The 24,114-nt window shown below is 70.7% G+C and carries 19 protein-coding genes and 1 pseudogene; 12 read left to right on the forward strand and 8 right to left on the reverse strand.

The window, feature by feature from the left end:
- Nucleotides 1-74 precede the first annotated feature (74 nt).
- Nucleotides 75-1,331, forward strand: a complete 1,257-nt coding sequence (locus SK224_RS03545) for a GNAT family N-acetyltransferase (protein WP_320433409.1) — start codon at nt 75-77, stop codon at nt 1,329-1,331.
- A gap of 144 nt (nt 1,332-1,475) precedes the next feature.
- Here SK224_RS03545 and recQ read toward each other — a convergent pair whose 3' ends face one another.
- The 4 genes from recQ to SK224_RS03565 all read right to left on the reverse strand — a co-directional run bounded on the left by recQ (nt 1,476) and on the right by SK224_RS03565 (nt 8,252).
- Nucleotides 1,476-3,497, reverse strand: a complete 2,022-nt coding sequence (gene recQ, locus SK224_RS03550; RefSeq protein WP_413816752.1) for a DNA helicase RecQ — start codon at nt 3,495-3,497, stop codon at nt 1,476-1,478.
- Between the two features lie 362 nt (nt 3,498-3,859).
- Nucleotides 3,860-4,405: a DUF1697 domain-containing protein gene (locus tag SK224_RS03555; RefSeq protein WP_320433411.1), complete on the reverse strand. Its 546-nt coding sequence runs from the start codon at nt 4,403-4,405 to the stop codon at nt 3,860-3,862.
- 33 nt (nt 4,406-4,438) lie between these two features.
- Entirely contained in the window at nt 4,439-5,602 is a 1,164-nt protein-coding gene (locus SK224_RS03560) for a glycoside hydrolase family 3 N-terminal domain-containing protein (protein ID WP_320433412.1), read from the reverse strand.
- Between the two features lie 49 nt (nt 5,603-5,651).
- Nucleotides 5,652-8,252 (reverse strand): DEAD/DEAH box helicase, encoded by a 2,601-nt coding sequence (locus tag SK224_RS03565; RefSeq protein WP_320433413.1) that lies wholly within the window; start codon nt 8,250-8,252, stop codon nt 5,652-5,654.
- A 134-nt stretch (nt 8,253-8,386) separates the two neighbouring features.
- Between SK224_RS03565 and SK224_RS03570 the strand changes: the two genes are divergently transcribed.
- The 8 genes from SK224_RS03570 (at nt 8,387) to SK224_RS03605 (ending at nt 14,894) form a co-directional block, all read left to right on the forward strand.
- Nucleotides 8,387-8,680 carry a GNAT family N-acetyltransferase gene (locus SK224_RS03570; RefSeq protein ID WP_320433414.1) on the forward strand — a complete coding sequence of 98 codons (294 nt, stop codon included), beginning with the start codon at nt 8,387-8,389 and terminating at the stop codon, nt 8,678-8,680.
- A complete protein-coding gene (locus tag SK224_RS03575) occupies nt 8,677-9,651 on the forward strand; it encodes a pirin family protein (RefSeq protein WP_320433415.1) in 975 nt (324 codons plus the stop codon). Before SK224_RS03570 ends, SK224_RS03575 begins: the two co-directional genes overlap by 4 nt.
- Before the next feature lie 62 nt (nt 9,652-9,713).
- Nucleotides 9,714-10,262, forward strand: a complete 549-nt coding sequence (locus SK224_RS03580) for an ECF transporter S component (RefSeq protein WP_320433416.1) — start codon at nt 9,714-9,716, stop codon at nt 10,260-10,262.
- A gap of 4 nt (nt 10,263-10,266) precedes the next feature.
- The gene (locus tag SK224_RS03585; protein WP_320433417.1) at nt 10,267-10,848 is read left to right on the forward strand and encodes a TetR/AcrR family transcriptional regulator; all 582 of its coding nucleotides are present in this window, start codon (nt 10,267-10,269) and stop codon (nt 10,846-10,848) included.
- A gap of 47 nt (nt 10,849-10,895) precedes the next feature.
- On the forward strand, nt 10,896-12,644 hold the full coding sequence (locus SK224_RS03590) for an energy-coupling factor transporter ATPase (RefSeq protein ID WP_320433418.1): 1,749 nt from the start codon (nt 10,896-10,898) through the stop codon (nt 12,642-12,644).
- Nucleotides 12,641-13,456, forward strand: a complete 816-nt coding sequence (locus tag SK224_RS03595; protein WP_320433419.1) for an energy-coupling factor transporter transmembrane component T — start codon at nt 12,641-12,643, stop codon at nt 13,454-13,456. The genes SK224_RS03590 and SK224_RS03595 overlap by 4 nt, the downstream gene beginning before the upstream one ends.
- A gap of 23 nt (nt 13,457-13,479) precedes the next feature.
- Complete coding sequence (locus SK224_RS03600) at nt 13,480-14,334, forward strand: siderophore-interacting protein (RefSeq protein WP_320433420.1); 855 nt, start codon at nt 13,480-13,482, stop codon at nt 14,332-14,334.
- Nucleotides 14,331-14,894: an ECF transporter S component gene (locus SK224_RS03605; RefSeq protein WP_320433421.1), complete on the forward strand. Its 564-nt coding sequence runs from the start codon at nt 14,331-14,333 to the stop codon at nt 14,892-14,894. The genes SK224_RS03600 and SK224_RS03605 overlap by 4 nt, the downstream gene beginning before the upstream one ends.
- A 218-nt stretch (nt 14,895-15,112) precedes the next feature.
- On the opposite strand, the gene SK224_RS03610 is transcribed toward SK224_RS03605, so the two are convergent.
- The 3 genes from SK224_RS03610 to SK224_RS03620 all read right to left on the reverse strand — a co-directional run bounded on the left by SK224_RS03610 (nt 15,113) and on the right by SK224_RS03620 (nt 18,626).
- Nucleotides 15,113-16,276, reverse strand: coding sequence for an acyl-CoA dehydrogenase family protein (locus SK224_RS03610; RefSeq protein ID WP_320433422.1), 1,164 nt, complete (start codon nt 16,274-16,276; stop codon nt 15,113-15,115).
- Between the two features lie 161 nt (nt 16,277-16,437).
- Nucleotides 16,438-17,610 (reverse strand): hypothetical protein, encoded by a 1,173-nt coding sequence (locus tag SK224_RS03615; protein WP_320433423.1) that lies wholly within the window; start codon nt 17,608-17,610, stop codon nt 16,438-16,440.
- A gap of 50 nt (nt 17,611-17,660) precedes the next feature.
- On the reverse strand, nt 17,661-18,626 hold the full coding sequence (locus SK224_RS03620) for a M15 family metallopeptidase (protein WP_320433424.1): 966 nt from the start codon (nt 18,624-18,626) through the stop codon (nt 17,661-17,663).
- Nucleotides 18,627-18,734: 108 nt separating this feature from the next.
- On the opposite strand from SK224_RS03620, the gene SK224_RS03625 reads away from it, so the two are divergent.
- Entirely contained in the window at nt 18,735-19,802 is a 1,068-nt protein-coding gene (locus SK224_RS03625) for an Rv2578c family radical SAM protein (RefSeq protein ID WP_320433425.1), read from the forward strand.
- Between the two features lie 57 nt (nt 19,803-19,859).
- Here the strand turns inward: SK224_RS03625 and SK224_RS03630 are convergent, their stop codons facing one another.
- On the reverse strand, nt 19,860-22,016 hold the full coding sequence (locus SK224_RS03630) for a DEAD/DEAH box helicase (protein ID WP_320433426.1): 2,157 nt from the start codon (nt 22,014-22,016) through the stop codon (nt 19,860-19,862).
- 234 nt (nt 22,017-22,250) lie between these two features.
- On the opposite strand from SK224_RS03630, the gene SK224_RS03635 reads away from it, so the two are divergent.
- On the forward strand, nt 22,251-23,159 hold the full coding sequence (locus SK224_RS03635) for an aldose 1-epimerase family protein (RefSeq protein ID WP_320433427.1): 909 nt from the start codon (nt 22,251-22,253) through the stop codon (nt 23,157-23,159).
- A gap of 220 nt (nt 23,160-23,379) precedes the next feature.
- Nucleotides 23,380-24,027 (forward strand): annotated as a pseudogene (locus SK224_RS03640) (DUF998 domain-containing protein); the annotation flags it as partial.
- Nucleotides 24,028-24,114: the final 87 nt, after the last annotated feature.

The following is a 24,114-nucleotide window of genomic DNA, read 5'->3' on the forward strand; positions in this document are numbered from 1 at the left end:
GTGCTGGCGACATCGCCGACGAAGACGACCGGGTGTCGCAGCCCTCGGACACACTGGATGCAGGAGGTCTGCCCATGATGCTCGCCCTCACGCCCTGGTCCATCGCGGACCTTCCCGTGCTCCAGCGTGCGAACACGCCGGAGATGACGCGGTTCATCGGGGGCCCCGAAACCGAGGCGCAGGTGATCGCCCGCCACGAGCGCTATCTGCGCCTGAACGAGAGCGGCGAGGCGGAGATGTACCGCATCGACGTCGACCACGAACCGGTCGGTGCGATCGGATTCTGGCAGGTCGATCACGACGGCGTCCCGGCGTACGAGACCGGCTGGAGCGTCGAGCCCGCGTGGCAGGGGCGCGGCATCGCGTCCTCGGCCTTGCGGCAGCTCGTCGCGCGCGTGCGGCAACGCGGCGACCGCACGCTGCTCGTGGCCTCCCCCGGTACCGACAACGCCGCATCCCAGGGCGTCTGCCGCGCGGTCGGCTTCACACCCGGAGACACCTTCACCGAGCCCTGGCGGGGTGGATCGCTGACGGTGACCACGTGGACGCTCGACATGTCACCGCTCGAGATCGGCGACCGCGTGGCGAATGTCGACGAACGGTTCTCCGGGGCCCTCGACCGGGAGCGGTGGTGGCCGTACTACCTGCCGCACTGGGCGTCGCGTGCGACGACGAGCGCCAGGTGGCGCACCGGCCCCGCGGGGCTCGAGCTGCGCATCGATGACGACACCGCACCGTGGGCGCCCGACATCGACGGAGAGGTCCGCGTGTCGCATCTGCAGACGGGTCAGCGCTCGGGGCCCGAAGGGTCATCGGTCGGGCAGCATCGCTTCCGCGAGGGGCTCGTCGTGCGCGAGGAGCAGCCGGATGCTGGGCTGTGGCTGGTTCGGTACGGCGTGATCGAGGCGCGGTTGACGGCGGTGCGCGACGCGCGCGCCATGGTGGCGTTCTGGCCGATCGGCGTCGAAGAGCGCCCAGAGCACTCGGGGGAGATCTGCGTGTGCGAGATCTTCGGCCACGAGCTCGACGACGACGGCGGATGGGTCGGAGTCGGCGTCAAGGCGCAGCACGACCCGGGACTGCGCGACGATGTCGAGAAGATCCGCGTCGAGGGCGATCTCACCCAGCCCCATGACTACGCGGTGGAGTGGTCGCGCGGCCGCATCCGATTCTTCATCGACGGACGCTGGGTCAAGACCGTCAACCAGTCGATCGACTACCCCGTGCAGCTCATGCTCGACGTCTACGACCTCCCCCTCGCGCCGCGGGAGGAGTCGACCTACCCGTTCCGGATGCGGGTCGAACGGGTGCGCAGCTTCCCGCCGGCCTGAGGCCTGCCCGACTGCGCACGGCACCCGCTCGACGCGCGCGTTCTGCAGGTGATCTCCGCTGTGCAGGACCAATCCCGGCGAATCGGCCTGATGGGGGGATCTCTCCTGCGGAAGGGATGCGGAACCGGCTGGCGACGGCGCGGGTCAGGCAGCGGCGATGACCTCGAGCACGGCCTCGCCGTACGCATCGCGCTTCTTGGCGCCGATGCCGGTGATGCCGTCGAGGTCGGCGAGGGAGCCCGGACGGTGCTCGGCGAGCGCACGCAGCGTCGCGTCGCCGAAGACGATGTAGGCGGGGACGCCCTGCTCGCGTGCGGTCTGTGCACGCCACTCGCGCAGGGATTCGAACAGTGCGCGATCCCCCTCGGCCACGGCATCGGATGCGGCGGCCCGTCGCGCTCGGGGTGCGGCGGCGGGGCGACCGATCACGTCGCGCCGTAGGCGTACGGGAGTCTCGCCGCGCAGCACTCCGCCGGCCTCCTCGCCCAGCGCGAGGGTGCCGTACTCGCCCCGCGCGACGAGCACGCCGCGCGCGAGGAGCTGCCGGATGATGCTGCGCCAGTCCTGGTCGCTGAGGTCGGCGCCGATGCCGTACGTCGCGAGCTCGTTGTGCCGCTGTTGACGGATGCGGTCGGTGTCGGCGCCGCGCAGGATGTCGATGATCTGGCCGGCCCCGAAGGACTGGTTGCGCTCGCGCTGCAGGCGCACGACCGTCGACAGGAGCTTCTGCGCCGGCACGAGGCCGTCGAAGATCTCGGGCGGCGTGAGGCAGGTGTCGCAGTTGCCGCAGGGCTCGGCCTGCTCGCCGAAGTAGTTGAGCAGGTTCTGCCGACGGCACTCGACGGTCTCGCAGAGCGCGAGCATCGCGTCGAGGTGCTGACCCATCCGGATCTTGAACGCGCGGTCGCCGGGACTCTGATCGATGAGCCGACGCTGCTGCACGACGTCGCCGAGCCCATACGCCATCCAGACGACCGAGGGATCGCCGTCGCGGCCCGCGCGACCCGTCTCCTGGTAGTAGCCCTCGACGGACTTCGGCAGATCGATGTGCGCGACGAAGCGCACATCCGGCTTGTCGATGCCCATGCCGAAGGCGATCGTGGCCACCATCACGACGCCGTCGTCGCGCAGGAACCGCGACTGGTTCGCCGCCCGCGTCTCGGCCGGAAGGCCCGCGTGATACGGCAGCGCCTCGATCCCCTGCGCACGCAGGTAATCGGCCGTCTGCTCGACGCTCTTGCGACTCAGCGCGTACACGATGCCGGCCGAGCCCTCCGGCTGCGACCGGATGAAGGCGACGAGCTGACGGCGCGGATCGACCTTGGGCTCGATGCGGTACTGGATGTTGGGCCGGTCGAAGCTCGCGACGAAGTGGCGCGCGTCGCCGAGCGCCAGCCGCTCCGTGATCTCGCGGTGGGTGGCGTGCGTCGCCGTGGCGGTCAGCGCCATGCGCGGAACGCCGGGGAACAGGGCGCCCAGCTCGCCGAGGGCGAGGTAGTCGGGGCGGAAGTCGTGGCCCCACTGCGACACGCAGTGCGCCTCGTCGATCGCGATCACGCTGAGCCGGCCGCGCTTCAGCAGCGCGGTGGTCGCGGCCAGGTTCAGCCGCTCGGGGGCGACATACAGCAGATCGATCTCACCCGCGACATACGCGCGTTCCACGCTCTGGCGCTCACCGGGCAGCTGCGTGGAGTTGAGGTAGGCGGCACGCACACCGTTCGCGAGCAGCGCTTCGACCTGGTCGTGCATGAGGGCGATGAGGGGGCTCACGACGAGGCCCGTCCCCGGCCGCACGAGCGCCGGCACCTGGTAGGTGACGCTCTTTCCGCCGCCGGTCGGCATGAGCACGATCGCGTCGCCCCCGCCGACGACCTGATCGACGATGTCGGCCTGGTCGCCGCGGAAAGCGTCGTAGCCATAGACCTCGTGCAGCACGGCACGCGGGTCCTGCCCGGTGAAGTCGCGGCGCGGCGCAGCCACGGGAGCATCCTCTGGCGGCACCCAGCCATCGTCGGGCGGCACCCACCCGCTCTCGCCGTACGGATCGTAGGGCGGTTCGTCCTCCGGCGGGGCCCAGTCATCCGGTGGGGCGTCCCACGAGGACGGATGCGGCGAGCTCACCCCTCCAGCGTAACCAGCCCCGCCGACAGACTCGCCGCGCCGCATCCGCCCGCGCCGCCTCCCCCGCCCTGCCGGCTCCCGCGCCGCGCCAGCTCCCGAGCCGCGCCAGCTCCCGAGCCGCGCCTGCTCCCGCGCCGCGCCTGCTCCCGAGCCGCGCCTGCTCCCGCCCATTGCCCCCGCAACGCGCACAAGTGAGACACGCAACATCCCCGCACCACACGCATCCCTGCGTGTCTCAACGGTTCACGCCCCAAGCCCCCGAAACGTGCACAAGCGAGACACGCAACCGCCGCGCCCGCAAGCTCATCCCGCAGGCGCCCTTGCGTGTCCCACATGTTCACACCCAGAGGCACTGAACCGTGCACACGTGAGACACGCAGCTCCCCACACGCAGCGAGGAGCCGCGCTCAGCACCAGCGATCGGCGAGCGCTCCGACGACGTTGAGGTTGCGGTTCGTCGCGATGCCGAGCATCTTCGCGGCGGAGAGCGGATCGACCGTGCCGTCGTTGTACCCGGGCCCCAGAAGCGCGTGCGCGGCCCGGCCGGACACGACCATCTCGCCCTTGGCGCCGCTGGTCGCCTCGACGAGGGCCGCCTGCTCCGGGGCGAGTTCTTCTTTGAGCAGGTAGACGTAGTGCCGCGCCAGGTGGGGCCTGGCTCCGTTCAACGCCCGCGCGTCGTCGGCGATCCGCGCGAACTCCTCGGTCGTGAAGACGATTGTCGGCACGTCGAAGCCACGGTCGGCGTGGAAAGCACGCTCCAGCGCCGACTCGATCCGGGCGCGCGAGCGCATCCGCGTCGAGAATCGCACGTTGCCGGTGTTGAGGTGCGTGGTCACGTCCTCGAAGCCGAGCTCGGACACCACCCGGCAGATGTCGTCCTTGGGAAAGACCCGCTTCGCTCCGAGGTTGATGGCGCGGAGAAACCCGAGATACGTCGGCACCCGGCCCATTGTGGCCCGCTGCGCCCGATCCCGCATCCCCTGTCACTCGCCGGGGAACGTCTCCTTGAGCTTCAGGATGCGGGCGGCCGCCGCATCCACCTTCGCGGCGAACGCGGGGTCGGTCTTGGCCCGCTGCAGCACGGCCTGGTACATCTCGGGGAACACCGACGTGTCGGCCGAGAGCAGCAGCAGGTCGACGCCGGCGTCGACGGCGAGCACCGCTCGGTCGGCGGGTGTCCAGCGCTCCACCTGCGCCGTGGCCGAGATGTCGTCGGTCATCACGACGCCGTCGAATCCGAGCTCGTCGCGCAACAGGCCCGTCACGACGGGTTCGGAGAACGCGGCGGGCATCGAGGGATCGATGCGCTGATAGACGGCGGTGGCCATCATGACCGCGGCCGGACCCTCGCCGAGAAGGGTGCGGTAGACGTTCACGTCCGGCGAATCCGCACCGACGACCGTGTCGACCACGTCGGCCGCGTAGTCGGTGTTGCCGGTCACCCGGCCGAGCCCCGGGAAGTGCTTGATCGTCGGCAGGACGCCGGCCTCCCGCATCCCCTGGGCGACCACGCCCGCCTTGTCGGCGACGGTCGCCTCGTCGTAGCCGTAGTGGCGGTTGTAGATGCCGATGGGCTGGTTCAGCCGTGCGGTGTCGGCGCTCGTGACGATGTCGGCCACCGGCGCGAGATTCATGTCGACGCCTGCCGCGCGCAGCTGGGTGCCCCACCGCTCGGCATCCGCGCGCAGGGTCGCGTCGTCGCGTTGCGCACTCGTCAGCGCCGTCGGCATGGGCTCGAAACCGTCGCCCGAGAGCACCTGCACATCGCCGCCCTCCTGGTCCGTCGCGATCCAGGTGCGCGGGCCGTTCGCAGGCTCCACCGCCGTGAACTGCGCGACGAGCGATGCCGTGGCCGCCGCACCCGCGGAAGAACGTCCGCGGAGGAAGAGCCCGCCCACACCCGGGTCGACCATCGCCGCGAGAGCCGTGGGGTCGGGGGCGTCGGCCGGGGTTCCGACCATGAACAGCTGCCCGACGCGCTGCTCGAGCGTGAGGGCATCGACCGGGTCGGGCGTCGGGGTCGGTGTGGGCGTGGGGCTCCGGGTCGAGGGGGCGGCCGTCGGCGTCGCCTGCGTGGTGGAGCATCCCGCGAGCACCGCCACCGCGGCGAGAACGGCGAGCGCGCGAACCGTGATCGTCTTGCGCATCATCCCAGTGTGACCGACACCGCCTGGACGAGCCCGGGGTTGCGCTCCGCTACAGGCGCACGACCTCCGTGACGCTCACGTGCGCGGCACCCTCCTCCGCGGATGCGGCGAGATCGACGATCGCGCGGATGCGCCAGTCGTGGTCGCCCTCCGGATCATGGATCACCTGCTCGACGCGCCAGAGCCCGCCGGCCGTATCCGACTCGTCGATCGTGCAGAGCGCGGGCGAGCGCGCACCGGCGTCGGTGAGGACGGCGTCGTGCTCGTCGTAGTAGGCGTCCAAGGCATCGGGCCAGCCCGCATCCGGATCCAGCGCGACAAGGTCGTCGTCGCGCTGGAGAGCTGCGAGCTGCACGCGCCGGAACATCTCGTTGCGAACGAGCACGACGAAGGCGCGACGGTTCGCCACGACCGAGGGAGGTGCGGGAGGAACGACGGGCTCGCCCGCCTCATCCGCCGGGTTCACGAGCCGCTCCCACTCGTCGACGAGGCTCGAGTCCACCTGCCGTACGAGTTCGCCGAGCCAGGCGATCACATCCAGCAGCTCCTCCGTGCGCGCTTCGGCGGGCACGGTCTGACGGATCGCGCGGTACGCGTCGCTCAGGTAGCGCAGCACGAGGCCTTCGCTGCGGCCGAGCTGGTACCAGGAGACGAACTCCGAGAAGGAGAACGCCTGCTCGAACATGTCGCGGACGACGGATTTGGGTCGCAGCTCGAAGTCGCGCACCCACGGCTGGCTGGAGGCGAACACCTCGAACGCCTCGCCGAGCAGCGTCGCGAGGGGCTTTGGGTAGGTGATCTCCTCGAGCGCCGCCATCCGCTCGTCGTAGTCGAGTCCGTCGCGCTTCATCGCCGCGACCGCCTCGCCGCGTGCCTTGAACTCCTGCTGCGCGAGCACCGGGCGCGGGTCGTCGAGGGTCGCCTCGATGACGCTGACCACATCCAGCGCGTAGTGACCCGATCCCGCGGTGCGCGCCGGTCGGAGATCCGGCCCGATGTCGGAGGTCTCGCCGTCGATCCTCCGACCTTCGTCACCCTCTCCGACCGCGGAGGCCGCGGATACGGGCGGCGCCGCATCCGGATCGAGCAGCTCGATGGCGGCGAGCGCGAAGGGCGAGAGCGGCTGGTTGAGCGCGAAGTTCGGCTGCAGGTCGACCGTCAGCCGGATGCGGCCGTCCGCAACCTCGACGACGTCGGCGACGACGAGGGTGCGGAAGATCGCCAGCGCCCGACGCGCGAGCTCGTACCGCCGGGCGCGGGGCTCGTGGTTGTCGAACACGAGCGAGCGCACGTGCGCGAAGACGTCGCCGCCGCGGGCGATGACGTTGATGAGCATGGCCGCCGTCAGCTGCATCTGCGGAACCAGGGGTTCGGGCACCGCCTGTACGAGCCGCTCGAACGACCCTTCGCCCCAGTTCACCGCCCCGGCCGGCGCCTTCTTGCGCACGATCTTCTTGCGCTTGGCGGCGTCGCCCGCAGCTTTGCGCAGCGCCTGCTCGTTCTCGATCTCCCATTCGGGGGCCATGACGACGACCGTTCCGGCCGTGTCATAGCCCGCACGGCCGGCGCGGCCCGCGATCTGGTGGAACTCGCGTGCGGTGATCTGCCGCATCCGGACGCCGTCGAACTTGGTGAGCGCCGTCAGGAGCACGGTGCGGATCGGCACGTTGATGCCCACGCCGAGGGTGTCGGTGCCGCAGATCACGCGCAGCAGGCCCCGCTGCGCGAGCGTCTCGACGAGACGTCGGTAGCGCGGCAGCATTCCGGCGTGGTGCACGCCGATGCCCGCCCGGACCAGACGCGAGAGGGTCTTGCCGAACGCCGTCGTGAACCGGAAACCGCCGATGGCCTCGGCGATCTCGTCGCGCTGCGCGCGGGTGGCGACCTTCACGCTCGCGAGCGCCTGCGCACGCTCCATGGCCTGCGCCTGCGAGAAGTGCACGATGTACACCGGCGCCTCGTTCTCCTCCAGCAGCTTCTCGACCTGCTCCTGGATCGGGATGCGGGCGTAGGAGAAGTGCAGCGGCACGGGGCGCTCCACACCCGTCACCTCGACGGTCGGGCGCTCGGTGCGACGGGTGAGGTCGGCGGCGATCCCGGTCACGTCGCCGAGGGTCGCCGACATGAGCAGGAACTGCGCCCGCGGCAGGAGCAGGAGCGGAACCTGCCAGGCCCAGCCCCGGTCGGGCTCGCCGTAGAAGTGGAACTCGTCCATCACGACCTGGTCGACCGCCGCATCCGCTCCGTGGCGCAGTGCCAGGTTCGCCAGGATCTCGGCCGTGCAGCACACGATCGGCGCGTCCGGGTTGACGGAGGAGTCGCCCGTGACCATGCCCACGTTCTCCGCCCCGAAGATCTCCACGAGGGCGAAGAACTTCTCGCTCACGAGGGCCTTGATCGGCGCGGTGTAATAGCTCCGGCCGCCCCGCGCGATGCTCACGGCGTGCGCCGCGACGGCGACGAGCGACTTGCCCGTGCCGGTCGGCGTCGACAGGATCACGTTCTGGCCGGAGACGAGCTCGATGACCGCCTCGTCCTGCGCGGGGTACAGCTCGATGCCGCGCCCGGTGGCCCAGTCTCCGAATGCGTCGTACAGCGCATCCGCATCGTCCCCGGCGGCGCGGGCGAGCTCGGTGAGGGATGCGGTCATCCCTCGAGTCTGCCCGAAGCCGGCGGCGTCGGGCGGGTCGTGCTCGTCAACCGACGCACGCACCCTCTGCGGATGACGCAGCCCACAACCGCCCTCCCGCGGCTAGCGTGGGAGCACGCGAGCAGAGGAGAGCCATGTCGGACGAGCTGAACGTGCGCGTCGAACGCGGCGAGGACAGGTACGAGATCTTCCTCGACGACGTGCCTGCGGGCTTCACCGCCTTCTACACGGACGAGGAGGGTCGCACGGTGTTCCCGCACACCCAGGTGGACCCCGCGTTCAAGGGCCACGGCGTCGCCAGCATCCTGGTCCAACGCGCTCTCGAGGACGAAGCGAAGCGCGGCGAGACGATCGTGCCGCTCTGCCCGTTCGTGGCGAAGTACCTGCGCGAGCACGAGGTCCCCGGCCTCAAGGTCGCCTGGCCGTGACCCGACTCGACGCCCACGCCGAGGAGAGCCTCGAGCAGTCGGTCGAGTGTGACGGCCCCCGCGCCGTCGTGCTCGACGCACGCGAGGTGCCCCTGGGCGGGGTGCGCGCGATGCAGGTGCACCGAGCCCTCCCGCAGCGCGAACTGCCGATGGTCGGCGCGTGGTGCTTCCTCGATCGCTTCGGCCCCCAGCAGGTGCGGATGCGGGTGGAGCCGCACCCGCACATCGGACTGCAGACGGTCACGTGGCCCCTGGTGGGCGAGGTGCGCCACCGCGACGGCATCGGCAGCGACGTGCTGATCTCCCGCGGCCAGCTCAACCTCATGACGAGCGGACGCGGCATCGCGCACTCCGAGTACTCGGTCACCGACGACCCGATCCCCCTCGACGCCCTGCAGCTGTGGATCGCCCTGCCCGACTCGCGCCGCCACGGCGAGCCCGCCTTCGAGCAGCACACCGACCTCCCCGAGCTCGCGCTGGCCGGCGGCGGCAGCGCCACCGTCGTCATGGGCGAGCTGGCAGAGGTGCGCTCGCCCGCATCCGCCTACACGCCGCTCGTGGGGGCCGAGATCCGCGTGCCCGCAGGATCCCGCATCACCCTGCCGCTGCGCGAGGACTGGGAGTACGCGCTGGTCGGCGTCGCCGGGACCCCGCGTGTGCACACGGCGGATGCCGAGCACACCGAGCTGGTCGGACTGCAGCTGCTGTACCTCGGTCGCGGACGCCGCGAGGTGGAGATCTCGAGCGCCGAGGACGCCACCCTCTTCCTCCTCGGCGGTGCGCCCTTCGAGGACGAGATCGTGATGTGGTGGAACTTCGTCGGACGCGATCACGACGAGATCGTGGCGGCCCGCGAGGAGTGGGAGGCGGGCTCGGCACGCTTCGCGCACGTCGTCGGCCACGGCGACGAACGCGTCCCCGCACCTCCCCTCCCGGCCGTACGTCTGACGCGTCGCCGGCGCCGGCTCTGAGCGACGGAGTTCTTCCGGTCTTGCCGGGCCGCAGGGCGTCCTGGCGCCGATAGTCTGGGGAGGTGGCCCGCACCTCCGTTCTGTCGACGCGCGTGCTGCTCGTCTGCGCCGCGATCGGTGTGGCCACGGGCATCCTCGGCGGCATCGCCGGCTGGGCCACGGTGCCGCTTCTCGGTTTCGTCCCGCCCCTGTACGGCCTTCTGCTGGGCGTGCACGTGCTGCCCGGCATCATCGCGCAGGAGGTGCTGCGCCGGCCCGGCGTCGCCCTTCTGGCGCACCTGCTGGCCGCACTCGTCTCCAGCGCCACCGCACCGCAGTACGCACTGCAGTTCCTGGGGACCGCCGTGCTCTTCGGCGGCATCCAGGAGGTGGTCGCCGCCGCGACCCGGTACCGATCGTGGCGCGCATGGCGCTTCTTCGTGTCGGCCCTCGTGATCGGCGTCATCATCGCCGCCGCGGTCTTCTTCGCCGCACACCTGAAAATGCTGCCGATCTGGGCGCAGATCGCCTACCTCGCCATCTCGGTCCTCGCCCCCGTCGCGTGGACCGCCGTGGGTCTGTGGGTCGGCATCGGACTGCGCCGGGCGGGCGTCGTGCGCGGCGGGCGCTGAGTCGATGACCGACGGCGCCGACAGCCCGGAACGCCGCCGCCTCGCGCAGCTCGTGGCCGACCTCATCCTCGAGAACGGCCTCATCGACCTGAGCCTGTCCGGCATCGCACGTGCGGTCGGCTCCAACAACCGGATGCTGCTGTACTACTTCGGTTCGAAGGAGCGGCTGCTGGAGGCCGCATCCGAGATCGCGATCGAGCGCTTCCCGCACCTCGCCGCCGTCTTCGAGCGCCTCGCCGCCGACGACGTCCCGCTGCGAGAGCGACTGCTGCGGGCGTGGCAGGACATCGGCGCGCCCGAGAACCGGCCGTATCTCGTGATGTTCTTCCACCGTTTCGCGGTCGCTCTCGGGGATCCCGAGCGCTGGAACGAGTTCCTCTCGCACCTGGGCACGGGATGGGTGGGCCGCGTGCGCGCGGTGTTCGTCGCCGAGGGATGGGATCCGGATGCGGCCGAGCTCGCCGCGACGCGCGTCGTCGCCGAGTGGCGCGGTCTGCAGTTCGCGCTCCTGTGCGGAATGGGACCGGAGCAGCTGACGGCGGCCTACGAACGCAGTATCGACGAACTCCTGGAGAAGGCGAGTTAGGTTAGGCTAAGTTGGGAGGACCCGCCCGTCCGAACCCTGGAACACCCGTGCCCGCTGCCTCCGCCGATCGCGACGCCCCGCCCGCCGCATCCGGCGTCGACGCGCCTCTTCTGCACGTCGAGGATCTCTCGATCACCCACGAGGGCGCGACGCGCCCCTCCCCCGCCTCCGTCTCGTTCCGGATCGACCCGGGCGAGGTCGTGCTGCTGCTGGGCCCGAGCGGCTCCGGCAAGTCGACGCTGGCCCTGGCGCTGAACGGACTCATCCCGCACGACATCCCCGCCGAAGTCGCCGGGCGCGTGAGGGCCGGCGATCTGGATACCCGTGACGCCTCGGTCGCTCGGCTGAGCTCGCGGGTGGCGATGGTGTTCCAGGATCCTGATGCCCAGCTCGTGACCGGCACGCTCCTCGACGAGGTCGCCTTCGGCCCCGAGAACCTGCGCCTTCCCGTCGACGAGGTGCTCCGCCGCGCCGAAGACGCGCTGCGCCGGGTCGGGCTCTGGGACCGCCGGCACGAGAACCCGGACCGCCTGTCCGGCGGCGGACGCCAGCGTCTCGCGATCGCCGCCGCTCTCGCGATGGGCTCTCCGCTCCTGGTGCTCGACGAGCCCACCGCGAACCTCGATCCGCGGGGCATCGAAGAGGTGTACGCGACGCTCGCCGAACTCGTCGCGGCGGGCGATCGCGCCATCCTGCTGATCGAGCACAACCTGGATGCGGCCGTGCCGCTGATCGATCGCGTCATCGTGCTGGATGCCGCCGGCGCGGTCGTCGCGGACGGGCCTGCCGACGACGTACTGCGCACGCGCGCGGAGGAGTTGCACGAGCTCGGCGTGTGGCTGCCGACCTGCACCCTCGCCGCACTGCGTCTGCGGGCAGCGGGCTACCGCATGGAGCCGTTGCCCCTGAGCCCGGACGAGCTGCGCGCGGCGCTCGAAGCGCAGCCGGCACCCCCATCCGCCGCGCCCGCCGTCCGGGCGGATGCCCGGCCGGCAGAACTCAGCAAGCCGATCGTGCAGGTGCGATCGCTGACCCTGCGGCGGGGGCGCACGGAGGTGCTGCACGATGTGTCGCTCAGCGTCGCCGCCGGCTCCTTCGTCGCGATCGTCGGAGCCAACGGCGCCGGGAAGACGAGCCTGCTGCAGGCGATCGCGGGGGTCGTCGTCCCCCCGCGCGGCACCGTGACGGTTGCCGGGGCCGACGTCGGCCGCGGCGACGCCCGGATGCTTCCCGCCCGCATCGGCTTCGTGTTCCAGAACCCTGAGCACCAGTTCATCGCGCACACCGTCGCCGACGAGATCGCGCACGGTTTGCGCCGGCAGCGACTCGCCGACGATGAGGTCCACCGTCGCACCGACGAGCTGCTCGCCCGGTTCGGGCTGGCAGAGCGCGCCCGGGCGCATCCCTTCCTGCTCTCGGGGGGCCAGAAGCGGCGCCTCTCCGTCGGCACGGCGCTCGTGGCCGGCGCGCCGGTGCTCGCACTCGACGAGCCGACCTTCGGGCAGGACCGTGCACGTGCGGACGAGCTGCTCGCCCTGCTCGCCCAGCTCAACGCCGCCGGCACCACGGTGCTCGTGGTCACGCACGACATGCAGCTCGTGACGGAGTACGCCGATCACGTGGTCGTCGTGCACGAGGGGCGCGTCGCCGCATCCGGCCCCACGGCCGATGTGTTCGCCGACGCGGCACTCATCGAGCGAGCCGGGTTGCGTCCGCCGCCGCTGCAGCGCGCCCTCGCGCAGCTGGACGGGCATCCCGCTCTGGACGGGGTCGTGCGCTTGGCGGATCTGCCATGACGGCGACGATCGACCCGTTCGCGTCTCCCGCGGCGACCTCCGGGGCACGCTTCCTGTACGCGCTCAATCCGCTCGCCAAGTTCGCCGCCATCATCCCGCCGAGCCTCGGGCTGATCTTCGTGCGTGACATGACCACTCCGCTTGTATTCCTCGCCCTCGCCTATGCGCTGCTGCTCGTCGGGGCCCGCGCAACGCGTCAGGTGCTGCTCACCCTGCTGGTCGCATTGCCCGCCGCGACCCTCGTGCTCGGATGCGGCTTCGCGTTGTGGACGGATGCGGCCCAGGTCGACTCGACACCACTCGTGCTGCAGATCGGCGAGTGGCGGCTGTTCTCCGGCGCCCTCGCGGTCGGCTTCGCCACAGCGCTGCGCCTGATCGCGATCCTCGCACTCGCCCTGGCCGCGGGATTCACGACCTCGGGAGCGGATCTCGCCCGATCACTCGTGCAGCAGCTGCGCGTGCCGTACCGCATCGGCTACACGGCTCTCGCCGCGTTCCGCTTCGTGCCGCGGTTCGCGCACGAACTGGATGTGATCCGGCAGGCGCACCGGGTGCGCGGATCGCACGGTGGGCGAGGGCCCTTCGCCGCGATCGCGCGGTGGGGCGGGTACATCGTCCCTCTCCTGGCGGGCGCGATCCGTCACGCCGAGCGCGTCGCCCTCGCGATGGACGCGCGCGCGTTCGGCGCCTACCCCGACCGCACCGAGCGTCACCTGGTGCCCTTCCGCATCCGCGACGTCGTCTTCGTCCTCGCGTTCTGGACCGTCTCGGCGGCGGTCTTCCTCATCGCGCGCCCGTGGGCCGGCGCCTGACCCACCCGACAGAAAGGCTTCGCATGGCTCGGTTCTCCCGGCTCGTGAAACCCGCCTCGCCCGACCTCCTGCACCTGCGGGTGCTCGGCACCGAACGCCTCAGTGAACACTGGATGCGGGTGACGCTCGGCGAGGGGGAGATCGACCGGTTCGTCCCGCTCGGCTTCGACCAGTGGTTCCGCCTCTTTCTCCCCGTGGGTGGCGACGAAGGCCTGGAACGCATCCCCGCCAAGGCGAACCAGCTGCTCGGATACCTGAAATACCTGCGCATCCCGGACGGCGTGCGTCCCGTCATGCGCAACTACACCGTGCGCGCCTATCGGGCGGCGACACCGGACGCCGGCGCGCAGATCGACGTCGACTTCGTGTTGCACGGCACAGGGCCCGACGCGGGCCCGGCATCGCGATGGGCCGCATCCGCACGCGCGGGCGACAGCGTCGTGATCATCGACGAGGGGCTCGGGTTCGATCCGGAACGCGGCGTCGACCGTGTCATCCTCGCGGCGGACGAGACGGGGCTGCCCGCGGTGTCCGGGGTGTGCGCGTCGCTGCCGGCGAGCGCGACGGGCGTCGCCCTGATCGAAGTGCCGTCCGAGGCCGATGCGCTGGCGTTCGAGGCCCCCGCCGGCGTGGAGGTGCGGTGGCTCGTCCGCGACGCGCAGACCCGCCCCGGCACCCTCGCGCTCGCCGCCCTCGAGGACGTCCCGCTGCCCGCAGAGGGGACGCACGCCTTCATCGTCGGCGAGCAGTCGCTGCCGACATCCGCCCGCCGTGCGCTCGTGGCCCGCGGCCTCGACAAAGCCTCGATCAGCTTCATCGGCTACTGGCGGGTGGGCGCGTCCCGGCCCGCGTCGCCGTCCGCGAAGGTCGACGCATGAGCGCCCCGTCCGCCGAGGCGCCGCGAACGGCACGCGGCCGCATCCCGACCCTGGTGCTGCTCACCTGCGCGGCGATCGGCGTCGCCGGGGGCGTGGTGCTGTGGGGCGTGACCGCCCTGTCCACCCTGCTGTTCGCGGTCGCACCCTTCGCCTCGGTGGCGCTGGCGGGGATGTGGCTGCTGCCGGCGACCATCGCGCTGCGACTGCTGCAGCGCCCGGGCGTGGGCCTTCTCGTGGGCCTCATCTCGGGGATCGTCGTGCTGCCCTACATCGGCACCAACCTGTGGTGGGCGTTCTTCGCCGAGCTGCCGTTCCTGCTGGTGCTGTACCGCTACTGGGGCACCTGGCTGCACGCCGCCGGCGCACTCGTCATCGGCGTGGTCTATCCGCTCTTCGCAGCCGAGTACTTCGACCTGTGGACGATGACGCTGCCCGTGATGATCAGCTTCTTCGTGCTCACGATCGCCAGCTGCCTGGCGGGAACCGCGATCGGCGTCGTGATCGCCGACGCCCTCCGGCGTGCCGGCGTCGCACGCCTCGCCCGCCGCCAGACCCGCTGACCCCCGCCACGCATCTCACCGCACGACGTCTCACGTCCCTCGAACACGGACCCACACGGTTCGAGGGACCCGAGACGCGGCGCACCAACCCGAACCACGACGTTTTGGGTCTCTTGAACGCGGCGGATGCGGCTTCACACATGTTCGAGGGACCCGCGATGCGGCCGGCGCCCTCGCGCGGCGACATCACGGGTCCCTCGAACGGGACGGCGCGGCGGCTACTTCCGTCCGGTCACCTGACGCGCGACGATCTCGCGCATGATCTCGTTCGTGCCGCCGTAGATGCGGTGCACGCGGGCGTCGACGAACGCGCGGGCGACCGGGTACTCGAGGATGTAGCCGTACCCACCGTGCAGCTGAACGGCGGCGTCGAGCACCTCCCACTCGCGCTCCGTCGTCCAGAACTTGACCTTGGCGGCCTCCTCCGGCGTCAGCTTGCCCTCGCCGTACAGCGCGATGGCGCGGTCGACGTAGGCCCACAGCACGTCGACGGTGGTCGCCATGTCGGCGAGGCGGAAGCGCGTGTTCTGGAAGTCGGCGATCGCGTGGCCGAACGCCTCGCGGCTGCTCGTGTACTCGAGCGTCCAGCGCAGGCCCGCCTCGGCCGCCGCGGCCGCGGCCACGCCGATCGACAGCCGCTCGAGCGGGAGGTTGCGCATGAGCTGGACGAAGCCGTGACCGGGCTCGCCGCCGATGAGGTTCTCGTCGGGGATGAACACGTCGGTGAACGACAGCTCGGCGGTGTCGTGCCCGGCGAAGCCCATCTTGTGCAGCTTCTTGCCGTGGTCGAAGCCCTCCATGCCGTTCTCGACGAGCACGAGGCTGAACGCGTCGGGGCGGTTGCCCTCACCCGTCTTGACGAAGGTCACGACGATGTCCGCCGTCGCGCCGGAGGAGATGAACGTCTTGGCGCCGTTGAGGATCCAGCCGCCGTCCACCTTCTTCGCCACGGTCGAGATGCCGCGCAGGTCGCTGCCCGCACCGGGCTCGGTCATGGCCAGTGCGCCGATCACCTCGCCGGTGGCCATGCCGGGTAGCCACTTCTGCATCTGCTCCGGCGTGCCGAAGTGCGCGAGGTACGGGACGGCGAGATCGTCCTGGATGCCGAAGGCACCGGCCAGCGACCCGAGCCCGGCCTTGATGACCTCCTCGTTGACCACCGCGCGGAAGCGGTAGTCCTGCAGCATCCCCGCACCGCCGAACTCCTCAGGAACCGACAGTCCGATGATCCCGGCGTCGCCGGCGGCCCTCATGGTCTCGCGGTCGATCTGACCGGCCGCATCCCATGCTTCGCGCCGAGCGTTCGTGCCATAGCGCTTGATGAACTCGACCACGACCTCCCGGAAGGCCTCGTGATCCTCGTCGTAGATGTCGCGTTCCACGGACGTCTCCTCCATCTCGGGGCGCCTGCGTCGACACGCTGCGGCGCCATCGCCTGCCGCGATCCTAGACCGGCGGACGCGTCCTCAGCACGCCACGCTGTGGAATCGCATCCCACGCACACCGAAACCGAGTGTCGTGATTGTGGAGGCCCTCCAGCGGGTCAGTTCCCCTCGGTACGCACCGGGTCCGTACCGTCCGGGGCGACGTCGTAGAAGACCGAGCGGTAGTCGCCGTCGAACCAGAAACGCGCGCGCACCGGCCCCGCGTGCTGCGCGAACGTCGGCGAATCGATGTCGCCGTCGACCGCCCGCTCCAGCCGCAGTGCGACGCCGCTCAGACTGCCGACCCCCTCCGTGTCGGCTGCCGCCTGCATGGCGGTCCACAGCCCGGGCCAGGACACCTCGTCGAGCGAGAACTGCTCGGCGTCCGAATCCGGCTGCGATGACGCAGGACCGTCGCGGACCACCTCACCGCGGCGGTACTCCCAGCGGTCGGTATCGGTGGAGCCGGGCGTCACGGGAGCATCGACGAGGATGACATCCTCGCTGACGGAGATACTGACGACCCGGTCGTGCCCGATCTTCGCGGTGAGGGCCGCGACCGCATCGGCCGTCGTCGCCGGCTGGCGCAGATCCGCCGTGAGCCGCCCCTGTCCGAGAGCGGTGATGGTCTGCGCGACCGCGGTCGGGTAGGGCAGGGCCACCGCTGCGGCGGAGACGAGGAACGCAAGGGCGAACAGCACGAACCGCAGTCCCCTGCCCTTCGAGCCGATGCCGATCAGGGGCCCGCGTCGCCGCCCCTTGATCGTGACCGCCCCCGGCTCGGGCAGGCGGGGATCGCCGAGTTCGGCCTGCGCGGGGATGCGGATTCCCGCGTAGGGGGCCCGGGTGACGTCATCGTCGGCGAGCGCCACGGTGGCACCGTCCGCGCTCAGCAGCGCGACCGCGCGCAGACTCCCGGGCTGGACGCCGGGGATGTCGACGAGCCGCACGAGCTGGCGGACGCGCGTGCGATACGCGGGACCCTCCAGCGGCTGGACGCTGAGATCGAGGTCGCACACCGGCTGATCGTTGATGAGCGTGCCGGTCTGGGTGACGCCGTCGATGCGGGCAAGGGCCATCCTGCCCTCGGATCGCGCCGCGTCCAGGTCTGTGGTCGATGCGACGGGCATTCCTCGCGTGGCCCTCGCGATCAGGATCAGGATGCCGCCGAAGATCGCCAGGACCATTCCGGCCGGGAAAGTGATCTCGCCCGCGCCCGGCGGGCCGATCTCCGAGACGACGAGGGCACCGAGGGCCATCCCCGCCCCCACGAAGAACAGAAGGCGGATCACCCTTCCATGCTAACCAGCCGCGGAAACGCTCCGGATGCGGCGGGTCGGGGTCAGCCGGCGTAGGAGGGGGCAGCGGGAAGGCCGAAGAACTCCTCGAGCGTGTGCCAGCCGCCCTCGTGATATGCGCGTGCCAGCTCCGGACCGATGTAACGGAGGTGCCAGGGCTCCGCCTCGTACCCCGTCACAGGCGTGGACCCCTGCTCATAACGGACGACGAACCCGAACTGCCAGGCGTTCGCGGCCACCCACTGCCCCTCGGGCGAGGATCCGAAGTCGTCGAGCGTTCCGCATCCGCTCCCGCAGGGCATGAGGTCCATCGCGAGCCCGAGCTGGTGCTCACTGAAGCCGGGCCTCGCGCTCGAGACCTCCGCCTCGGCCTGCCCGCCGCGCGCCACGTTCTCCTGATAGGTCGACACCTGCGTGTCGTAGGAACGGTAGCCGCTGAGCTGTCCGAGGGAGCCGACGCCGGCCGTCTCGACGGCCTCCGCCATCTGCTGCAGCGCGGCGGCGGCATCCTGGCGGAGCACTCCGGCGTTGAAAGTCTTCAAACCCTGCACCTGCACGATGCCCTGCGGCTCGTAGTCGAGCGGGTTCAAAGGGCGCTGCTTGTTGACCACGACCCAGCGACGGGCCGCATCCGACAGCGAGATGCATGGCGCGGTTCCCGAGACGACAGCCTCACGGAACGACATCCCCCCGCCGGCGGCCACGATCACGGCCTCGTCGTCGCCGGCCGCGACCGCCGCGGCGACAGCCGGGTCGTCGCAGATGGATGCGGCCGCAGGTGCCCGGGTGAAGACCGGCGCGGGGATGCTCTGCGCGGCGGGCGGAGCCGCCGGCGCACCGGGAGCGGCTACCGGCACTCCCCCCAGAAGAGCGCTCACCCACAGCACCCCCACCACGATGGCGGCCATCGCGGCGCACGCGACCACGACGCGGCGGCGGCGGAGGCGCCCGGACGCGACGCGCGCAGCGCGGCGCGACGTGAGCGTCTCGGGTGACGCGGTGGAGATCACGCTCTATTGTGCCTCCCGCCTACGCACCCGGCGAGTCCGATCAGATTCCTGTACGAATCACGTCCGCCAGACATTGACATCCGATCGAATCTTTGTTCCACTTTCGTCATGCGATGGAACGGTCAGAAGGTGGGCGAGGAGGATGCGTCGGCGTTGCCCGGGATGGAGCGACTCGAGGGGCTCGTGCGCTCGGTGACGACGCCGGAGTTCGCGGGCATGACCTTCCACGAGGTGGCGGCGCGCTCCGCGTTGAATCACGTCCCCGGCTCTTCCGCGATGCCCTTCGACTGGACGATCAACCCGTACCGGGGGTGCAGCCACGCCTGCACGTACTGCTTCGCACGCGGAACGCACACGTACCTCGACCTCGACGCGGGTCGCGACTTCGACACCCAGGTCGTGGTGAAGGTGAACATCGCTGAAGTCCTCGAACGCGAGCTCGCCCGCAGCTCGTGGGGTCGTGAGCACGTCGCCCTCGGCACCAACACCGACCCGTACCAGCGCGCGGAGGGACGCTACCGACTCATGCCCGGCATCATCGACGCCCTGGCCGCATCCGGAACCCCGTTCTCCCTCCTCACGAAGGGAACACTGCTACGCCGCGATCTGCCGATGCTGCAGCGCGCGCGCGAGCGGGTCCCCGTGTCGATAGCGCTGTCGATCGCCCTGTTCGACGACGACCTGCAACGCTCTGTCGAGCCGGGCACGCCGACGGCCCAAGCCCGCCTCGACACGGTGCGGGCGGCGACGGATGCGGGCTTTCGCGTCACGGTCTTCCTCATGCCCGTGATGCCGCACTTGACCGACTCGATCGCGGCGCTCGACGATGCGTTGCGGCGGATCAAGGCGGCGGGGGCGGTCCGCGTCGTCTACGGCGCGCTGCATCTGCGCCCGGGCGTGAAGCCCTGGTTCATGGCGTGGCTGCGACGCGAGCATCCCGAGCTCGTCTCGAGCTACCTGGGGCTGTATCCGGGAGCGTCGGTGAGCGCTCCGAAGGCGTACCGGCAGTGGCTCGGTCGGCGCGTGCGACCGCTGCTGCGGGTGCACGGACTCGACGGCCGCGACGAGGAGGAGCCGGTGCGCGCGCGTCCGGTCGCACCCGGCGCGCGTGCGGCGGCGGCCGCCGCATCCGTGCGCGTCACGGGATCGGCACCGCAACCCGCGCGCCTGTTCTGACGCGAGATGCGGCAACGCCCCCTCGCACGAAGCGAGGGGGCGTTGCGTGACTCGGCGTCAGGCGGAGGCGACGTCGGCGAGCTGGCGCCCGGCGACCTCCTCGACGACGTCGTCGCCGGGGCGGACCTCTTCGAACGGCGCGTCGATCTCGGCGCGCGAGAGCAGCTCCGTCATGCGACGGCGGCGCTGACGCGGCACCAGGGTGACGACGGTACCGCTGCGACCGGCACGACCGGTACGGCCGGAGCGGTGCAGGTACGTCTTGTACTCGTCGGGAGCATCGGCCTGGATGACCAGGTCGATGTCGTCGACGTGGATGCCGCGCGCCGCCACATCGGTGGCGACGAGCACGTTGACCTTGCCGTCGGTCAGGCGCTGCAGGTTGCGCGTGCGCTTGGCCTGGTTGAGGTCTCCGTGCAGGGCGACGGCGGAGATACCTGCATCCTCGAAGTTCTCGACGAGCATCTCGGCGAACGCGCGGGTGCGCGAGAAGACGAGCGTCTTGCCGTCGCGGTCCACGAGGGACGCGAGCAGCTCGGCCTTGTCGCGGTGGTCGACGACGAAGACGCGGTGATCGATGGTTCCGGTCTCCTGCGTCTCGCCCGCGACCTCGTAGACGGCCGGGTCGACGAGGAACTCGTCGACGAGGGCTGCGACCTCGCGGTCGAGCGTGGCGGAGAACAGCAGCTTCTGGCTGCCTTCGCCCGTCAGGCGCAGGATGCGCTGCACGGGCTCGGCGAATCCGAGCTCTGCCATGTGGTCGGCCTCGTCGAGCACCGAGACCTGCACCTCGGACAGATCGAGCTTGCCCTGGTTGATGAGGTCCTCGATGCGGCCCGGGGTACCGATGATGATGTCGATGCCCTTCTTGAGCGCGCCGACCTGGCGCGCCTGGGGCACACCGCCGTAGATCTGCGTCGTGAACAGCCCGACGCTGCGCGCGATCGGCTGCACGGTGCGGTCGATCTGGAGCGCGAGCTCACGCGTCGGCGCGAGGATGAGCGCCTTGGGGCGGCGGCCGAACTCACGGCGAGTACCCGCCTGCGAGCGCAGGATGCGCTCGACCAGCGGCGCTCCGAAGGCGATGGTCTTGCCGGAGCCGGTACGACCGCGGGCGAGCACATCGCGTCCCTCGAGGATCGGGGGGATCGTCGCGGACTGGATCGGGAACGGGCTGGGGGCGCCGAGCTCGGCCAGCACCTTCACGATGTTCTGACCGAGGCCGAGCTCACCGAAGCCCTGGCCCTCGATGGTCTCGGCCTGGACGGCTTCGGCCTCGAGACGCTCGTGCACGACGTCGACGTGCTGCTCGTGCGCCTTGGACGTCGCGTTCCAATCCGCGCGGTTGCCGCTCTCGCGGCGCGCGGGACGGTCGTCGAAGGAGCGGCGCGGACGGTCATCGAAGGAGCGCGCCGGACGGTCCTCGAACGAACGACGCGGACGGTCGTCGAACGAACGCGCGGGGCGGTCGCCGTCACGACGAGCCGGACGGTCATCGAACGAACGACGCGGACGGTCATCGAAGGAGCGCGCCGGACGGTCATCGAACGAACGACGCGGACGGTCATCGAACGATCGCGCCGGACGATCACCGTCACGACGGGCAGGACGGTCATCGAACGAACGCGCGGGACGATCACCGTCACGACGAGCCGGACGGTCCTCGAACGAACGACGCGGACGGTCATCGAACGAACGCGCCGGACGATCGCCGTCACGGCGAGCGGGACGCTCGTCGAAGGAGCGAGCCGGACGGTCATCGAACGAGCGACGCGGACGGTCGTCGAACGAACGCGCGGGGCGGTCGCCGTCACGACGAGCCGGACGGTCATCGAACGAACGACGCGGACGGTCATCGAACGAGCGCGCCGGACGGTCATCGAACGAACGACGCGGACGGTCGTCGAACGAACGCGCGGGGCGGTCGCCGTCACGACGGGCGGGGCGGTCGTCGAACGACCGCGTGGGACGACCCTCGCGGATACCACGGGCCTCGTCGCGACCGGCGCGCTCGGCGGCGGTCCACCGGCGCTTGGGTGCCGACTCCGCGGCATCCTCGCGATAGCCGCGGTGGCCCGGGCTCTTGGAGCCGGTCGAGCCGGCCGAGGACTCGCCCGGGCGACGCTTTCGGTCCTGGAACGAGGTCTTCGCGCCGTAGCGGGGCTCGAAGTTCTTGGCCGGACGTCCGCCGGCGGGCTTCTTGTTCTTGGGCATGGGTGATTCTTCCTGGGTTCTCTTCGCACGAGAACAGCACCCGCTCAGAACGCGGGCATACCCGGACTACCGTCGGCCGGGGCCATTTTCGATGATGGTCATGTGCGCCGAGCGGCGCTCACCATCGGCCCCATGGACTCACAAACCCATCCGCGCACCACGCGGTGTCCAGAGCCGACATTCCAGAGTAACCCACGCGACTGGGAAAGTGCCTCACGTGAGTACGCTGAGAGGATGAGCGCCGATCCGACCGGAGTCCGTCACCGCCTGTCGTCGTCGAACGGATCGGCCGAGATCACCGAGGTCGGGGCGTCTCTGCGCGCGTTGCGGATCGACGGCGTCGACCTCGTCCCGCACTATGCCGACACCGCACCGACGCCCGCCGCATCCGGGGTCGTCCTCGTGCCCTGGCCCAACAGAGTGCGCGACGGACGCTGGTCGCAACACGGAACCGACTACCAGCTGGCGTTGACGGAGCCCAAGCTCGGCAACGCCTCGCACGGGCTGCTGCGCTTCACGCCCTACCGGGTGGTGGGTTCTGAGGCGGACGCGGTGACGCTCGAGGCCGACGTCTTCCCCCAGACCGGCTACCCCTTTCATCTCGCGACCCGCGTCACCTACGCCCTGACCGACGACGGCCTCGACGTCCTGCACCAGATCACGAACGTCGGCCAGGATGCGGCGCCTGTCGCGCTCGGCACGCATCCGTACCTCTGCATCTCGGACGTGCCCACCGCAGAGCTCCGGCTCGAAGTGGATGCCACGACATGGTTCCGCCTCGACGAGCGCAACCTGCCGATCGCGGAGGAGCCCGTGGATGCGGCGCACGACCTGCGCGCACCGCGCCGGGTCGGAGACCTCACGCTCGATACCGCCTACTCGACGCTCCGCCGCGGTGCGGATGGTCGCGTTCGCGGCATGCTCCACGCCCCGGACGGTCGCCGCCTCGAGCTCTGGGCCGGCGTCGGGTTCGAGTACCTGCAGGTCTTCACGACAGATCGCTACCCCGGCCAGGAGGTCGCTGTTGCGATCGAGCCGATGACCGCCCCCGCCGACGCTCTGAACTCGGGCCGCGATCTGCGCTGGCTCGAGCCCGGTGAGACGTGGGAGCTCGAGTGGGGCATCTCCCTCACACACTCGTGAGACGCCCGGCCTCCACCCGGCGCGGCCCCCACGCTCTGTTCCGCGTCCGCCGGTAACACGCATCGGGGTTGACGGTAACCTCCGACGGATATCGTTGACCCATGCGGTTTCGGCCGCTGCGGCGACGCCGACCGGCTGAGCTGCTCGCCAACCGGTGCGTGCAAGGGGCTCCACGTTTCCACCGGCTGGATCGGTGTCCGTCTGGGTGGAGGGTACCCGCATGCTGCGTACCGTGTTCGCGTCGTTTCCTGCTTCGAGCCTCAGGGGGGCAGATCCCACGCCGCCGCGCGTGCGCCTGCAGCGCGCGGTGACAGGGCTCCTGCAGGCGGATGCCCTGCGCCTCGCCGTGCTGGCGCTGACGATCCTGCTCACCGGGCTCGGGATCTCGATCGCGACGACGACGAATCCGCAGTGGTGGCGACTGCATTTCAGCGAACTCGGCACGTACGGCGACGCGTCCGCGATGTTCTTCAACGGCACGCTCATCCTCGGCGGCTCCACCGTGCTGCTGTTCGCACGCGCCGCCGCGCGTCAGCTCCGTCCGCTGGAGGGCACGCGCGTGCGCCGCGGCACGGCGACGACCGCCCGCATCCTCTTCTCGGTCGTCGGCGCGAACCTGGCTCTGGTGGGATGCGTGCCGCTGACGACCAACGGATTCGTCCACGACCGGGTCGCCGCCGCCATGGTCCTCGGCTTCGCCGGACTCCTGCTGACGAGCCCGTTCATGATGCACCGCTTCCCGAAGCGGCTGGTGCTGACCACAGGATTCGTGTTCGTCGGCCTGTTCGCCGGGGCCTGGGTCTTCGTCACGGGCACGATCAACCTCGCCCTGTTCGAGGTCATCGCCTTCAGCGCGATGTTCGGGTGGTCGGGTGTCTTCCTCAGCGCTCTGGCCGCGTGCGCAGCGCCCGCCGCCCAGACCGAACCGGTGGTGTCCGCATCCGCGGCGACGGAG

The organism is Microbacterium sp. BG28 (assembly GCF_034044005.1).
Lineage (GTDB): Bacteria > Actinomycetota > Actinomycetes > Actinomycetales > Microbacteriaceae > Microbacterium.